Consider the following 15,499-nt stretch of genomic DNA (forward strand, 5'->3'; position numbering starts at 1 on the left):
TTTTGACAACAGGAGAACTAGTGCTCGACGCAACAACGTTTGACGAGCTTCGCATCGGCCTCGCCACGGCCGACGACATCCGCCGCTGGTCGTTCGGCGAGGTCAAGAAGCCCGAGACCATCAACTACCGCACGCTCAAGCCCGAGAAGGACGGCCTCTTCGGAGAGCAGATCTTCGGGCCCAGCCGCGACTGGGAGTGCGCCTGCGGCAAGTACAAGCGCGTCCGCTTCAAGGGCATCGTCTGCGAGCGCTGCGGCGTGGAGGTCACCAAGTCCTCCGTCCGCCGCGAGCGGATGGGTCACATCGAGCTGGCCGCCCCCGTCACCCACATCTGGTACTTCAAAGGCGTGCCCTCACGCTTGGGCTACCTGCTCGACATGGCGCCGAAGGACCTCGAGAAGGTCATCTACTTCGCCGCCTACATGGTGATCTCCGTCGACGAGGAGGCGCGTCACCGCGACCTCGCCACCCAGGAGAACAACATCCGCCTGGAGATCAAGACGCTCGGCGACCGCCGTGACGCCAAGATCGCCGCGCGCCTGTCGAAGCTGGAGGAGGAGCTCGCCGCCCTGGAGGCGGAGGGCGCCAAGGCCGACCAGAAGAAGAAGGTCAAGGACGCCGCCGAGAAGGACATGGCGCAGGCCCGCAAGCAGGCCGACGACGCCATCGCCAAGCTCGAGCGCGTGTGGGAGGACTTCCGCACCCTCGAGGTCGGCTCGCTCAAGGGCGAGGACGAGATCTTCCAGGAGCTGCAGGACCGCTTCGGCCAGTACTTCGAGGCCCACATGGGCGCCGAGTCGATCAAGCGTCGCCTGGAGGCGTTCGACCTGGCCGCCGAGGCGGAGAGCCTGCACCTGCAGATCGCCGAGGGCAAGGGCCAGCGCAAGATCCGCGCCATCAAGCGCCTGAAGGTCGTCAACTCGTTCCTGCAGACCGGCATGAGCCCCGCCTCGATGGTGCTCGACGTCGTCCCGGTCATCCCGCCGGAGCTGCGCCCGATGGTGCAGCTGGACGGTGGCCGCTTCGCGACATCCGATCTGAACGATCTGTACCGTCGCGTGATCAACCGCAACAACCGTCTTCGTCGCCTGATCGATCTCGGCGCTCCCGAGATCATCGTCAACAACGAGAAGCGGATGCTGCAGGAGGCCGTCGACGCGCTGTTCGACAACGGCCGTCGTGGTCGCCCCGTCACCGGTACCGGCAACCGTGCGCTGAAGTCGCTGTCGGACATGCTGAAGGGCAAGCAGGGTCGGTTCCGCCAGAACCTGCTCGGAAAGCGTGTGGACTACTCGGGCCGTTCGGTCATCGTCGTGGGTCCGCAGCTGAAGCTGCACCAGTGCGGCCTTCCCAAGCAGATGGCGCTGGAGCTGTTCAAGCCGTTCGTGATCAAGCGTCTGATCGACCTCGGTCACTCGCAGAACATCAAGGCCGCCAAGCGCGCCGTCGAGCGCACCCGTCCCGAGGTCTGGGACGTGCTCGAGGAGATCATCCGCGAGCGTCCGGTGCTGCTGAACCGTGCGCCCACCCTGCACCGCCTCGGCATCCAGGCGTTCGAGCCGCAGCTCGTCGAGGGCAAGGCCATCCAGCTCCACCCGCTCGTGTGTGCGGCGTTCAACGCCGACTTCGACGGTGACCAGATGGCCGTGCACCTGCCGCTGTCGGTCGAGGCCCAGGCCGAGGCCCGCATCCTGATGCTCGCCTCGAACAACATCCTGAAGCCGTCGGACGGCCGCCCGGTGACCCTGCCCTCGCAGGACATGATCATCGGTCTGCACCACCTCACCACGGTGAAGGAGGGCGCAGCCGGTGAGGGCCGCGTGTTCGGCTCGGTCTCCGAGGCGATCCTGGCCAAGGACGAGGGCACCCTCGACCTGCAGGCCAAGGTCCGCATCCGCATCCCCGGTCTCGCCTTCCTCGAGGGCGAAGCTCCCGAGGGCTACGAGCGCCACGGCCTCGTCGACACCTCGCTCGGCCAGGCGATCTTCAACGACGCGCTGCCCAAGGGCTACCCGTTCGTGCGTGAGCAGGCCGACAAGGGCAAGCTCTCGCAGATCGTCAACAAGCTCGCCGAGGAGTACCCCAAGGTGGAGGTCGCAGCGACGCTCGACCGCATCAAGGACGCCGGCTTCTACTGGGCCACGCGTTCGGGTGTGACGGTCGCGCTCAGCGACATCCTCACCCCGCCCAACAAGGCGGAGATCGTGGGTCGCTACGAGAAGCAGGCCGCGAAGGTCCAGTCGCAGTTCGAGAAGGGTCTCACCACCGACGCCGAGCGTCGTCAGGAGCTCATCAAGATCTGGACCGAGGCGACCGACGAGGTCCAGAAGGCGATGCGCGACAACTTCCCCGACGACAACACCATCAACCGGATGGTCTCGTCGGGCGCGCGTGGCAACTGGCTGCAGATCCGGAACATCGCCGGTATGCGAGGCCTGGTGAACAACCCCAAGGGTGAGATCATCCCGCGTCCGATCATCTCCTCGTACCGCGAGGGTCTGTCGGTGGCGGAGTACTTCATCGCCACCCACGGTGCCCGTAAGGGTCTGGCCGACACGGCCCTGCGTACCGCCGACTCGGGGTACCTCACCCGGCGCCTCGTGGACGTCTCGCAGGACGTCATCATCCGCGAGGAGGACTGCGGCACGTCCAAGGGTCTGGAGCTGCCGATCGCCGCTCCCGGCTTCGACGGCACGCTCGTCAAGGACGCCAACGTGGAGAACTCCGTGTTCGCGCGGACCCTGGCGGCCGATGTCGTCAGCGCCTCCGGCGAGGTGCTCGCCGCGGCAGGGTCCGATGTCGGTGACGTGGTCATCAACGCGCTCGTCGAGGCGGGTGTCGAGACCATCAAGGTGCGCTCGGTGCTCACCTGCGACTCCGCCGTCGGTGTCTGCGCCCGCTGCTACGGCCGCTCGCTTGCCACCGGCAAGATGGTCGACATCGGCGAGGCCGTGGGCATCATCGCGGCCCAGTCGATCGGTGAGCCGGGTACCCAGCTGACGATGCGTACCTTCCACACCGGTGGGTCGGCGTCGGCGGATGACATCACGCAGGGTCTTCCCCGCGTGCAGGAGCTCTTCGAGGCACGCACCCCCAAGGGCGCGTCCCCGATCGCGGAGGCCGACGGCCGCATCACGATCGAGGAGACCGACAAGAGCAAGAAGATCATCCTCACGCCCGACTCCGGCGACGAGCCGGTGGTCTACCCGGTGCTCAAGCGCGCGACGCTGCTCGTCGAGGACGGCCAGCACGTCACGGTGGGCCAGCCCCTGCAGGTCGGCACGCTCGACCCCAAGGAGGTCATGCGCGTCATGGGAGCCCGCGAGGTGCAGAAGTACCTCGTGAACGGCGTCCAGGGCGTGTACCGCTCGCAGGGTGTGCCGATCCACGACAAGCACATCGAGGTCATCGTGCGCCAGATGCTGCGGAAGGTCACCGTGGTCGACCACGGCGACACGACGCTGCTCCCCGGCGAGCTGGTCGACCTCAAGCGCTACCAGGGCATCAACCGCGAAGCGGTCGGCTCGGGCAAGCGTCCGGCGTCGGGTCGTCCCGAGCTCATGGGTATCACCAAGGCGTCGCTCGCGACCGAGTCGTGGCTGTCGGCCGCGTCGTTCCAGGAGACCACGCGTGTTCTCACGCAGGCCGCCATGGAGGGCAAGAGCGACCCGCTGGTGGGCCTCAAGGAGAACGTCATCATCGGAAAGCTCATCCCCGCCGGCACCGGCCTTGCGAAGTACCGCAACGTCGTGGTCGAGGCGACGGAGGAGGCCAAGAGCGAGCGGTACCCCAACCGCATCTTCGCCTCGGACGGCGCCTACAGCGACGCCGACCTGAGCTACGTCGACTTCGACAGCTTCTCCACGGACGACTTCGGCACCTACAACTGAAGTCGCCTCTCTGCAGTGACGCGACGGGCCCCGGCATCGCCGGGGCCCGTCGTGTTGCCGGCGGGGGTGCTCGCTGAGACCTGGCTTCGCGTCTGACTGGGCGTGCCGCCGTGGGTGCTCGCCGAGACTACCTCCGGCGTCGACACCGAGCGTGCCGCCGTGGGTCTCGACGGGGGAGTGCGGTTTCGGATGGGCGCAGGGGGCGGATGCGGCGGCGGCGACGCCCCTGGGACGCCGCGAGCCGCCGGGTCACGCGCGGTAGGTCGTCGCGATTGCGGCGGCGCGCGGGCGGGTGCGCGCCGCGCGGCGAGCCGTCACCGGCGGCGCCGCCGTGCCGCCGTACCGTGGATCCGGAGGTGGAAGAACGTGGCGCGCATCCCGGGTCGGAGCCTGTGGCTCTCCGCCCCGGTCGGACTTCTCTGCGCGGCGGTCGTCGCAGCACTGGTGTGGCTGGCCGCCCCGATGGTCCCGACCGTGGTGACGTGGGCCGGCGACACCCTGCGGGCTGCGACCGCCCGCGCCGAGGCGGCTCCTCCCGACGACCCCCTCGCGGCGGCGCTCGCCGGTGAGGCGCCGCTGGACTGCCGCGACATCTACCCCGACGACCTCTGGCGACAACTGGCCTGGTTTCCCGGGGCGCTCCTCGCTCAGTCGGCGGTGATCCCCGAGACCGCGACGCCGCCGCTCGTCGAGGCGCTGACGCCCGACATCCGGATCTCGTGCCGGTGGCACACCCGAGACGGTGCGACCCTGCAGACCGCGCTCGCGACTGTCTCTCCCGAGGCCGTCGCCGCGGGCGAGGCGGCCCTGCGCGCCGCGGGTTACGTCTGCAGCGCGCCCGCGCCCACCCTCAGCTGCACCCTCGCGACCGACGACGCGACCGAGACCCACACATTCCGCGACGGGTGGTGGCTCGTCAGCGTCGAGCGCGGCTGGCACCCCGAGGACTACGCCGGCCGCATCGCCGCGCGCCTGTGGAGCTGACGGGCGCCGGGGTCCACCATCTCGCCTACGACTCCGGCCAGATCGTCGAGACGATCGACGAGGTGTAGCCGCTCGGCGCGAGGTTGGAGTACCAGGTGTCGATCAGCAGATCGTCGCGCCAGAACAGCGTCCGCCCGTCCATGACGGGATACTGCTCGTTCTCCCACGTCTTCTCGCACCGCGTGCCGGCGTCGGGCGTGTAGCAGGTGAACCCCTCGTCGGCGGCGAGCCGGTTGAGCAGGTCGAGCGCGGGACCGCGGTTCATCGGGACGTACGAGGTTTCCAGGAACGTGGTGTCGGCCTGCGGATAGCGCCAGAGGCACACGAGCGACCCGTCGGGCTGCGGCCCGAGCTCACCGCCGTTCGCGGGGTCGTTCAGGGGAATGCCCTCGAGCTGCGCGAGCACCCCGTCCGACAGCGGCGCCTCGCAGTCCTCGGGCACGGCAGCAGCCCCGACGACCGCGGTCGGCGTGGAGGTGGGCGATGGCGAAGGGGAATCGGATGCCACGGGTGACGGAGTCGTCCCGGCGTCGGCCGTGGGGGTGGTCACCGACCTGTCGTACCCCTCCGGCGCGCAGCCGCCGAGGGCTGTGGTCAGAAGGAGGACGGATGCCGCGGCTGCCGCGACGACCACACGGTGCGCCATGGCCCCCACTGTACGAAGGCGTCGCGCGGGCCGTCGGCAGACGCGCGGAAGGGCGGGCTCATCGGCATATTCCGATCGGGGAATGGCGCGCAGGCGCCCCGGGTCGGGCCGGATCGGCGAATCGGCACGCCGCCGCGCGGCACGCCTGCGCGGTTCCGGGCCCCGGTGCCGCTAGTTTCGCTCTGCGGGACGCCAGTCCTGCGTGAGGAGTGCGAACGATGAGTGATTCGAAGTCGTCGTACGGCGACCCCGTCGAGGAGCCCCGTCCGGCGAACGACGACGTCGTCACGCGCGCGAACCAGGGTCTCGCCGACGCCGAAGCCGCACGTGCGGCCGCCGTGCGCGAGGATGCCGACCGCGCGGCCGATCCGGCCGACCACCGTGTCGACGGTTCGCACCAGGACAGCACCGCCGACCGCGCCGTCGACGACGGCGACCACCGTGTCACCGAGGCGGCCACCCCCGCGGACGACCGGGCCTCTGCCGCCGCGAGCGAGCCGGCCCGGTGGAACGCCCCCGAGGACCGGGACAGCGCCGCCTTCCAGGACAGTGCCGACTTCCGCGACGACGCCGAGCGCGACCGTTTCGCCGCCTACGCGGCCTCCGCCGACAGCCCGGCCGACACCTCCACCGACCGCTCTGCGGCACCGGCCGCCGGAGCAGCCGCGGCGGGCGCCGCCGCGGGAGCGGGCGCCGCCGCATCCGCACGCCCCCCGGTGACCGCGAGCGAACCCGCCGCAGACCGCGGATATGACGCCCCCACCGTCGTCTCCGCCCCCCTTCCGCCGCAGCAGACCGCGGCGCCGCAGCCGATCTTCGTGCAGGCGCCCGAGGCCCCGCGGCCCCGGGGCAACCGCGCCGCCGCGGGCGCCATCGGCCTCCTCGCCGCCCTGCTGTTCGGGCTGCTCTACCTCGCGGCGTGGCTGGGCCTGGGTGCGCTCGCGGGCGACGTCACGGTCGACACCCTCGCCTCCACGACGCTGGCGGCGCTGGCCAGCTGGTCGCTGTGGATCCCCGTCATCGTCTTCTTCCTGGCGTTCTGGCTGCTCGGTGCGATCATCAACCGCGGCCGCTGGGGCGCGTGGGTGATCTTCGGGCTGCTCGTGGGGCTCGCGGCGTGGGCGGGTCACATCCTGGGCCAGCTCTTCCAGGCGCCGTTCTGGACCCTCACCGCCCGCGAGGGCGCGGAGATCACGGGCGAGCAGGTGCTGGCACCGCTGGCGATCGTGGCCTTCATCCTCGGACGCGAGCTCACGATCTGGTTCGGCGCGTGGGTGGCCTCCCGCGGAAAGCGGGTCACCGAGCTGAACGACGAGGCGCAGCGCGAGTACGAGCGCACGCTCGAGGCAGGGCCGCAGCTCGTCCGGCAGTGAGCCGGGCGCGCTGAGGCGACGTGGGCGGAACACGGCCGGCAGCCGGCAGTGACGGGGTGACGTGATCGAGCCTGTCGACGACCGCCCCCGGGTGCCCGTGCCCCCGCTCATCGCGGTGACCTTCGCGACGGTCGGGTACGTCGCTCTGATGATCTTCGGGCTCGGGATGACGAGCCTCGTCCTCGACCGCAGCGTCATCGAGGTGCAGGGTCTCGGGCCGCTCCCGGGGGTTTCGGCTGCGGCCGCGTCGACGCTCGCCGTCGCCGGCGTTCTGCTGAGCGTCATGCCGCGACCCTTCCTTCCGCAGCCCGACGCGCCGCCCCCCGCGAACGCGCCCGCCCCGCCGCGCTACTCCGTCGCGCTCTGGACCGCGGTCGGCGCATACCTCGGTTACGTCATCGTGGTGTGGATCGCCGTCGTCGCCTCGGGCGAGGAGCTGAGCACCGCCTCCACGGTGGCCGGCGGCGTCGCGGCATCCTGGTTCGGACTGGTCCTCGCCGCCGCCGGGGCCATCGCCGGGATCAGCGGCGTGGTGATGGTGCGCACCCGCGGCGACCGCCCGCAGTGGCCCTGGGAGGGGGAGGAGCGGGATGACGCATGACGCCGCCGACCCGCAGGGATACCGTGTAGGAGTGGAGCGGTCGCTCGAGACCCAGGTCAGCCAGGCGGTGGACGCCTGGCTGCGGTGGTTGCCGCGCTGGGAGCCGGCGACCCATCGGGGACGGGTGGCCCCGTGCCGACGCTGCTTCGGCTCACCCGTTCTGTCGGCGGCGGGGCTCGGCGCCGACGTCCCCCACGGGGTCCAGCACGGTCTCTCCACCCGCATCAAGACGATCGTCGACCACGCCGTCGCGGAGTACACCGCCGTGAACCTGCCGATGCTGCAGGCCGAGCTCGACCAGCAGGCCGCTCGCAACCGCGCGCGCAGCTACCGGCCCGCAGAGGGACTCGAGCCCGAGTTCGAGGGGCTCCCGCTCGACCCGGAACCGACGCCCGGCGCGCCGTTCCTGTTCACCCTGTCGGGGCTGGCCGCCCAGGCCGACTCCGATGTGCCCGAACTCCCCCCGCTGACCGAGGAGGCAAAGGCGGCGCTCCGCCAGGAGGTGGGGCTCGCCGACGACTACGCCAACATGGTCGGGCGCGAGGTCTGCACCATCCTGCTGCACCACCGCCTGCGCATTCAGGCCGGCGTCACCGAATTCGTCGAGCCCCAGATCGAGGCGATGCTCGATGAGCTCACCCGGTCGCTCGACGCCCCGTTCGACCCGAACGATCCGAATCCGCTCGGCTGACCCGCCCGCGGATCCGTGACGATCCGGGCGCTGTTCCGGAGGCTCTCCGCAGCCCTGGACGGCGGTCCAGGTGGGCTTTGTTAGCATTGCCGGGTTTCCAGCGTCGTAGCGCTGTGATCCCGCCGTCGGGCGGGTGGGATTCCGGGGAGGGGATGCGGTGACGACTCGCCTGCCCTCCGCGCCCCCGATCCTGCCGGGGCTGTCCTACATCCGCCCCCTCGGTTCCGGCGGTTTCGCCGACGTCTTCCTCTACGGGCAGGACATGCCGAGGCGCGATGTCGCGGTGAAGGTCCTCCCGAGCGACGTGGGCGACCCGGAGCTGCGGCGGATGTTCAACGCCGAAGCCGACGTCCTGGCCCACCTCTCGGCGCATCCCTCCATCGTGACCGTCTACCAGGCAGGGATTTCCGCCGACGGCCGCCCGTACATCGTGATGGAGTACTGCCCCGGGTCACTGGCCCAGCGCTACCGGATCGAGCGGATGCCGGTGGACGAGGTCCTCACGATCGGTGTGAAGATGGCCAGCGCCCTGGAGTCCGCCCACCGGGCGGGGCTCGTGCACCGTGACGTCAAGCCCAGCAACATCCTCGTCACCACCTTCGGTGCCCCCGTGCTCGCCGACTTCGGCATCTCCTCCTCCCTCGCCCGCGTGAGCGCCGGCGAGGTGCTGGCGATGTCGATCCCGTGGAGCGCGCCCGAGGTGGTGGCCGAGGAGACGGCGGGAACGATCGCCAGCGAGGTGTGGAGTCTCGGCGCGACGATCTACTCGCTGCTGGCCGGCCACAGCCCGTTCGAACGGCGCGAGAAGGGCCAGAACACCAAGGAGCTCCTGCGGCGCCGCATCGCCAAGGCCAGCTACACCCCGATCAACCGCGCCGATGTGCCCGACGCCCTCCAGGACGTGCTGGCCCGTGCGATGAGCCGGGACCCGCGCGAGAGATACGCCACCTCGCGCGAGGTCGCCGACGCGCTCCGGGAGGTGCAGGCGGGGCTCGGCCTGTCGCCGACGCCGCTGGAGGTGCCGGTGGCCGACTGGGCCGCGAGCGGCGGCATCGATCTGTCCGACGACGCCCTGCGGGGTCCCGCCCGCAGCCGCCTCGAGCGGGAGGTCACGCGCAAGCGCGCCGCGACGACGGGGGTCGCCTCGCTCCTGCGCGACGAGGACACCTCGCTGTCGTCGCCGGCCCCCGCCCCCGCGCCCCACCGCGCGCTGCCGTGGATCCTCGGCGGAGCCGGTGCCGCCGCCCTCGTGGCTGTCGTCCTCGCCGCCCTCCGCGCGGCAGGGGTGCTGTGATGGCGGCGCGGCTGGCCCGGCCCGCGCACGCCGTGCGCCCCCGTGCGGCGCGGATCCCCCGCCGCGGGCCCCTCCTCGCCCTCGTCGCCGGCGGGGTGGCCGTCGCGACCGTCGTGGTGGCGAGCATCGTCTGGCCCGGGCTCGACGCGCAGGAGACGCCGCCCGTGGACACGACGGTCTGGGCGCTGCAGACCGGCGAGGGCACCCGCTACGCGCGGGTGAACACCTCGATCCTCGAGCTCGACACCGTCCGCACCGTCTCCGATCCCAGCCAGGTGGCGCAGTCCTCCGCGGGCACGTTCCTCTTCACCGGCAGCAACAGCCGGGTGACCCGCGTCGACGAGGCCCTCCCCGTCGACCTCGACGATGAGGCGCTGCGCGAGTCGCCGGCCACCCCCGACGGAACCGTCGAGGTCGTCACGGCCGGCGAGTTCGTCGTCTACCGCACCGAGTCGGGCGTGCTCTACACCGGCACCCTCTCCGAGGGACGCACCCCGACGCGACTGGAGCCGTTCCCCTCCGACGACGAGGACGCGCCCTCCTACGCCGCCGACGCCGTCGCCCTCGACGACCGCGGCATCCTCCTCAGCTTCTCCGAGGGCGACGGGTCGGTCCTCACCTACGACATCCCGGCCTCGTCCGTGCGCTCCCGCGACGTCGTGTCGATCGACGATCCCGCCGATCCCGCGATCACCGGCGCGAGCGACACCTGGGTGCTGGTCGATCGCGAGGACGGGTCGTACCTGGTGGAGGGGACGGATGCCGCGCGGCCGGCGCCGGTCACCGGAGCCGTGGTCGCGAGTTCCCCCGACCCCGACGGCGACGCGGTCTACCTCGCCTCCGACACCGGTCTCGCCCGGATCCCGGTCGACGGCGGCGAGCCCGAGCCCGTGGTCGGCGACACCACGCTCCTCGGCACGCCGGCCCAGCCGCTCGTGCAGGACGGCGTGGTCCATGCCGCATGGCTGGCCGAGGGCGGACTCGGCGGACAGCTGTGGACCTCCGAGCGCGGCACCCTCAGTCCCCTCGACTACGCCGGACAGGAGATCTCCGACCAGCGGCGTCCCGTCTTCACCTCCAACGGCGACACCGTCATCCTGAACGAGACGCGCACCGGATGGGTGTGGACCGTCCCCGACGGGCGCCTGGTCCCCTCCAGTCAGCGATGGAGCCTCGATGACGAGGTCGTCTCGGATGCGCAGCCGAGCGAGGAGCAGCTGAGCGTCGTCATCGACCCGAAGGCCCCGATCGCCGAACCCGACGCGTTCGGGGTGCGACCGGGAGCACTTGTGAGTCTGCCGGTGCTGCTGAACGACCACGACCCGAACGAGGACGTCCTGAGCGTCGACCCCGCCTCGGTGACCGGGCTCGACCCCGGCTTCGGCACGGTCTCGATCACCGACGACGGCCAGCGCCTCGCCGTCCGCGTCGCTCCGGGAGCCAGCGGTGCCGCGAGCTTCTCGTACGCCGTGACCGACGGCACCGCCCCCGGCGGTCTGGCCTCGAGTCCCACGACGGTGACCCTCCTCGTCGCCGGGGACGACCAGAACGGCGCCCCGGTGTGGTGCGGCGTCGAGCGCTGCCTCGCCGAGTGGCCGACTCCCGAGGTCGCCCGCGGCGGCACGGTGACCGTTCCGGTGATGACCGGCTGGGTCGACCCCGACGGCGACCCGATGCTGCTGCTGTCGGCCGAGAACACCTCCGGCGTCGGCAAGGTGGCCGCCACCCCCGCGGGTGACATCGTCTACCAGCACGCCGACGACGGCAGCGGCGCCGAGCAGCTCATCGAGATCGTGGTGTCGGTTGCCGATACCCGCGGAGCGGTGGCGACGAAGTCGCTGGTCATCCGGGTCTCGCCCCAGCCGACGCTGTCGATGCAGTCGTTCGCCGTCGTCGACACCGTCGGGGCCACCACGACCGTCGACGTCGGGCCGCATGTCACCGGCACCGCCGGGACCGTGCGCCTGGACGCGGTCCGCGTGCTCGACGACGCGCGTGCGAGCGCCACGATCGTGGGCGGTTCGACCTCGTTCGACTTCCGCGCCGAGGAGCCGGGCACCTACCGCGTGGACGTGACCGTCACCGACGGAATGACCCAGGAGAACGGCACCGTGCGCGTCACGGCGCTGGCCGCCGACGCGCCGACCGAGCTCGCCACCGCGCCGGTGGTCGCCTTCGTCCGCCCGCAGCAGGACGCAACCCTCGACATCCTCGCCGCGGTGTCGAACCCCACCCGGCGCGTGCTGCTGCTCAGCGACGTGCAGGCTCAGCCCGACGCGGGGGCGTCGCTGTCGTTCGACACGCTGTCGCAGAACTACCTCCGAGTCTCGGGGTCGACCGCCGACGGCGCGCCGGGGCGGCTCGGCACCATCACCTACACCGTCACCGACGGCACCGAGAACCAGGGGTCGTCGGTGGAGGGTCAGGCCACGGTCTACCTCCTGCCCCCGGCCCCCGAGCTCGCCCCCATCGCGGTCGACGACACCGTCGTGGTGCGCGCCGGCACGCAGATCGACATCCCCGTCCTCGAGAACGACGTCGCCCCCGCCGGCGGTCGCCCGACCCTCAATCCGGCGACGGTGACCTCGCCCTCACCCGCCGCCCTGGCGTTCGGCGCGGGCGAGGTGCTGCGCTACCTCGCCCCGGATGAGCCCGGCGAGTACGCCGTGGATTACGACGTCTACACCACCGGCGCGCCGTCGCTGTCGGATCAGGCGCGGGTGACGGTGCAGGTGCTTCCCGACGACGAGAACCGCGCGCCCGCCCCCGATACCGTCGAGGGGCGCGTGCTGAGCGGTCAGTCGACGCGGATCGAATTCGACGGCTACGGCGTCGACCCCGACGGCGACACGGTGTCGCTGGACCGCATCATCGCCCAGCCCGAGTCGGGGGTCGCCACCATCTCGGCCGAGGGCGACGCCATCGTCTACACCAGCGTCTCGGGGTTCAGCGGCCAGGTCACCTTTCCGTACCGCGTGGTCGACGAGTTCGGTCAGACGGGGGAGGGCATCGCCCGCGTGGGCGTGCTCGACAGCGATGCCAACCCGAGCCCGGTGACCTTCACCGACTACGTGCAGGTGCAGGCGGGGGCGGACAGCACCATCCGCGTCAATCCCCTCTCCAACGACAGCGACCCGACCATGGGCGAGCTGACGGTCGAAGAGGTGCGTCCCGACGTGCCCGAGACGCTCGAGGACGGTTCGGACAATCCCGAGTTCGCCCGCCTCGACGAGCGGATCCGCTCCGTCGGCGAGCGTCAGGTGGTCATCGCCGCGGGCACCGAGCCCGGCACGATGTCGTTCCTGTACGACGTCTCGTCGAGTTCGGGGAACACCGGGCGAGGACTCATCGTCGTCACGGTGGTGCGAGAGAGCGTGCCGGACTACCCGGTCGTGGAGGACACCGTCCTCACCGCCGAGACCCGTGAGGACTTCGTCGACGGGGTCGACGTGCTCTCGGGCAACGTCTCGTGGTCCGGCGGCGACATCGACGATCTCGAGCTCGCCCTCTGGGGCGACCCCGGCGACGTCGCCGTGCGCGGATCGGAGATCTCGGGCCCGCTCCCCGACACCACCCGCGTGATCCCGTTCTCCGTCACCGGCGAGGGCGCCTCCGGCGAGGTGACCAGCTACGGCTTCCTCCGCGTGCCCGGCGACGCCGACCTGTCGCTGGCCCTGCGCTCCTCGGCGCGTCCCGTCGAGGTGCCCGAGCTCGAATCCGTCACCTTCGACATGGCCGACCTCGTCGCGATCCCCCGCAATGCCGACCTCGAGGTCGGCGACGACGTGCGGGCCTCCGGCGCACGGGGCGAGGCGGTCTGCACGGCCGTGGGCGATGGGCAGATCCGCTACGACGCGGGCGCCGGTGCCCCCTGGACCGACGCCTGCCAGGTGCCGGTGCGTGTGGCCGGCACCGAGGACTTCACCTACCTCGCCGTCCCGATCCTCGTCGAGGCGACCGACCCGCAGCCGGAGCTGCGGCCCGGCGCGCTGACCGTCGGTCCGGGCGAGACCGCGACATTCGACCTGCGGAACATGACCACGTGGCAGCTGCGGGAGGACTGGGACGGCATCGCCTACGCCCTGTCCTATCCCGGCGGAGCCTTCGAGGTGGCGCTGGAGGGCTCGATCGTCACCGTGACCGGTGCGGACACGGCCGTCCCGGGGCGCGAGGAGGTCGTCACGGTGTCGGCGCCGAGCCACCCGAACACTCCGCCCTCGCGGCTCATCCTCCGTGTCGGGCAGGCGCCGTCGACCCTCCCGCAGGGCGGGTCGGTGACCCAGCAGTGCACGCAGGCGGGCGGGTCGTCGTGCACCATCACGGTCATCGGCGGCCCCGGCGAGATCAACCCGCTTCCGCGGACGCCCCTCGAGGTCGTCGACGTCCGCCCGACGGGCGCGTGCGCCGGGGTGAGCTTCCAGGTGTCGTCACCGCGCACGGTGACGGCGTCGTGGGCGCCGGATGCTCCGGGGGCGACGTGTTCGGCCACGTTCTCCGTCGTCGATGCGCAGGGGCGCCGCACCGCGGGCGAGCGCGACGGCCGTCTGCTGCTCGATCTCCAGGGCTTCCCGCGTCCGCCGGCGGCGCTCGTGCAGACGGCGTTCGGCAACGAGTCGGTCACCCTTCGCGTTGACCCGGGTGACGCGCGCCTCGCCTACCCCGGACTGAGCGGCTTCCGCATCCGCTACGCCGGGCAGGTCGTCGCCGAATGCGGGCCGGGGGGCACCTGCCCGCCGATCTCGGCGCCCAACGGCGAGCGGCGGACCTATGAGGCCGTCGCGATCAACGCCGTCGGCGAGTCGCGGGGCGCGGTGCGCACCGAAGCGTGGGCGTACGACGCCCCGCCGGCGCCGAGCAACGTGCAGTGGATTCCGCTCGAGACGCGCGGCGAGGGCGGCTACATCGCCCTCCGGATCGAGGGAATCGACCCCTCGCGCACCGGGTCGCTCGAGATCACCAGCTCCACCGGCGACCGCTCGGTGGTGAATGTCGGCAGCCGCGACACCACGATCGACGTCCGCTCCTACCGGGTCGGGTCCAACGCCCCGACGCCCGTCACGGTCACCCCCTATTCGCGCTTCGACCGGCCGCCCGGGCTCGGCGGTGGCGGGGTGAACGCCGGCGCCTCGGTCACCATCAACGCCAACGGCGTGGGCGCGCCCCTCAGCCCCGCGCTCGACCTCGAGTCCGTCTCCGACGGCGACGGCAGCTCGACGATCACGGCGCGCGCGAGTGCGGGGCCGAACGGCGCAGGCTCCACCCTGCGGTTCGGGATCGTCGAGGAGGGCGACCGCTGCGTGACGAGCGACAACGGGGCCACCGCGACCTTCCCCGGCTTCGAGGACGGCGAGGAGTACGAGTTCGAGATGTGCGTCGACTCGGTCTTCCAGGGCGAGGTGTACGGCACCGCGACCGCGACCGCGACGGTCCGCGCCGCGCAGTCCGCCGCCGCTCCGACCGGGTACACCTTCGTCGTCGACGGGCGGCCCAACGTCGGGCAGAACCGCGCGGATTGGATCATCCGGGACCAGCCGACCTCGAACGCGGAGGTCCCGAACCGTAATCAGGTGCGCTTCTCGGGCCTTCCCTCGACGGTCTTCGGGCAGGACCCGCGCGTGCGCGTCTGGTACGAGCACCAGTTCTGGGGTACGCGCTCGGCCGAGGCGACCGTCACCCCGCGGGAGGGGAGCGCCCCGTGGCAGATGACCGCGTCATGGCGGGCGACCTCCTGCGTCGGCGGCAGCACACTGACCCTCGTCGGCGACTCGTCCACCGGACCGGGGGGCAACGGAGCGGCCATCACGTTCAGCCCGGCGAACCTGCGGTACTTCGGCGCTGACGGGGCAGTCATCCCTCACCCCGAGGGTTCCTTCACCGTGCCGCAAGGGGCCGTGCGGGTCTCCGGGATCACGGTGACCGTGGACTGGTCGGCCCGTGGCTGGGGCCTGCAGAACGTCACGGAGCAGTTCGATGCCCAATGCCAGCCCGGCGACGGCGGTGCCCCGCCCACCAATCCCTGA

The 15,499-nt window shown here is 71.6% G+C and carries 8 protein-coding genes; 7 read left to right on the forward strand and 1 reads right to left on the reverse strand.

What is annotated here, in order from left to right; all coding sequences use genetic code 11:
• Positions 1-20: 20 nt before the first annotated feature.
• Together rpoC and HDC37_RS00690 are read left to right on the forward strand one after the other, a co-directional pair.
• Complete coding sequence (rpoC, locus tag HDC37_RS00685; protein WP_141936779.1) at positions 21-3,890, forward strand: DNA-directed RNA polymerase subunit beta'; 3,870 nt, start codon at positions 21-23, stop codon at positions 3,888-3,890.
• Positions 3,891-4,256: 366 nt separating this feature from the next.
• Positions 4,257-4,874 carry a hypothetical protein gene (locus tag HDC37_RS00690; protein WP_179558502.1) on the forward strand — a complete coding sequence of 206 codons (618 nt, stop codon included), beginning with the start codon at positions 4,257-4,259 and terminating at the stop codon, positions 4,872-4,874.
• Between the two features lie 25 nt (positions 4,875-4,899).
• On the opposite strand, the gene HDC37_RS00695 is transcribed toward HDC37_RS00690, so the two are convergent.
• Positions 4,900-5,520: a hypothetical protein gene (locus HDC37_RS00695; RefSeq protein ID WP_179558503.1), complete on the reverse strand. Its 621-nt coding sequence runs from the start codon at positions 5,518-5,520 to the stop codon at positions 4,900-4,902.
• Between the two features lie 218 nt (positions 5,521-5,738).
• Here HDC37_RS00695 and HDC37_RS16980 point away from each other — a divergent pair, with 218 nt between their 5' ends.
• From HDC37_RS16980 to HDC37_RS00720, 5 genes are all read left to right on the forward strand, one after another.
• Positions 5,739-6,893, forward strand: coding sequence for an ABC transporter (locus HDC37_RS16980; protein WP_257021227.1), 1,155 nt, complete (start codon positions 5,739-5,741; stop codon positions 6,891-6,893).
• 61 nt (positions 6,894-6,954) lie between these two features.
• Positions 6,955-7,494 (forward strand): hypothetical protein, encoded by a 540-nt coding sequence (locus tag HDC37_RS00705; protein WP_179558504.1) that lies wholly within the window; start codon positions 6,955-6,957, stop codon positions 7,492-7,494.
• Positions 7,495-7,525: 31 nt separating this feature from the next.
• Positions 7,526-8,185: a spermidine/putrescine ABC transporter substrate-binding protein gene (locus tag HDC37_RS00710; RefSeq protein ID WP_179559052.1), complete on the forward strand. Its 660-nt coding sequence runs from the start codon at positions 7,526-7,528 to the stop codon at positions 8,183-8,185.
• 157 nt (positions 8,186-8,342) lie between these two features.
• A complete protein-coding gene (locus tag HDC37_RS00715) occupies positions 8,343-9,479 on the forward strand; it encodes a serine/threonine-protein kinase (RefSeq protein WP_179558505.1) in 1,137 nt (378 codons plus the stop codon).
• Entirely contained in the window at positions 9,479-15,499 is a 6,021-nt protein-coding gene (locus tag HDC37_RS00720) for an Ig-like domain-containing protein (protein WP_179558506.1), read from the forward strand. The genes HDC37_RS00715 and HDC37_RS00720 overlap by 1 nt, the downstream gene beginning before the upstream one ends.

This window comes from Microbacterium sp. AK009 (assembly GCF_013410955.1).
Classification (GTDB): domain Bacteria; phylum Actinomycetota; class Actinomycetes; order Actinomycetales; family Microbacteriaceae; genus Microbacterium.

What these genes read in the sequence shown, in the direction of transcription:
- HDC37_RS00695 (WP_179558503.1), bottom strand. Translation starts at nt 5,520, where the DNA reads ATGGCGCACCGTGTGGTCGTCGCGGCAGCCGCGGCATCCGTCCTCCTT.
- HDC37_RS16980 (WP_257021227.1), top strand. Translation starts at nt 5,739, where the DNA reads ATGAGTGATTCGAAGTCGTCGTACGGCGACCCCGTCGAGGAGCCCCGT.
- HDC37_RS00720 (WP_179558506.1), top strand. Translation starts at nt 9,479, where the DNA reads ATGGCGGCGCGGCTGGCCCGGCCCGCGCACGCCGTGCGCCCCCGTGCG.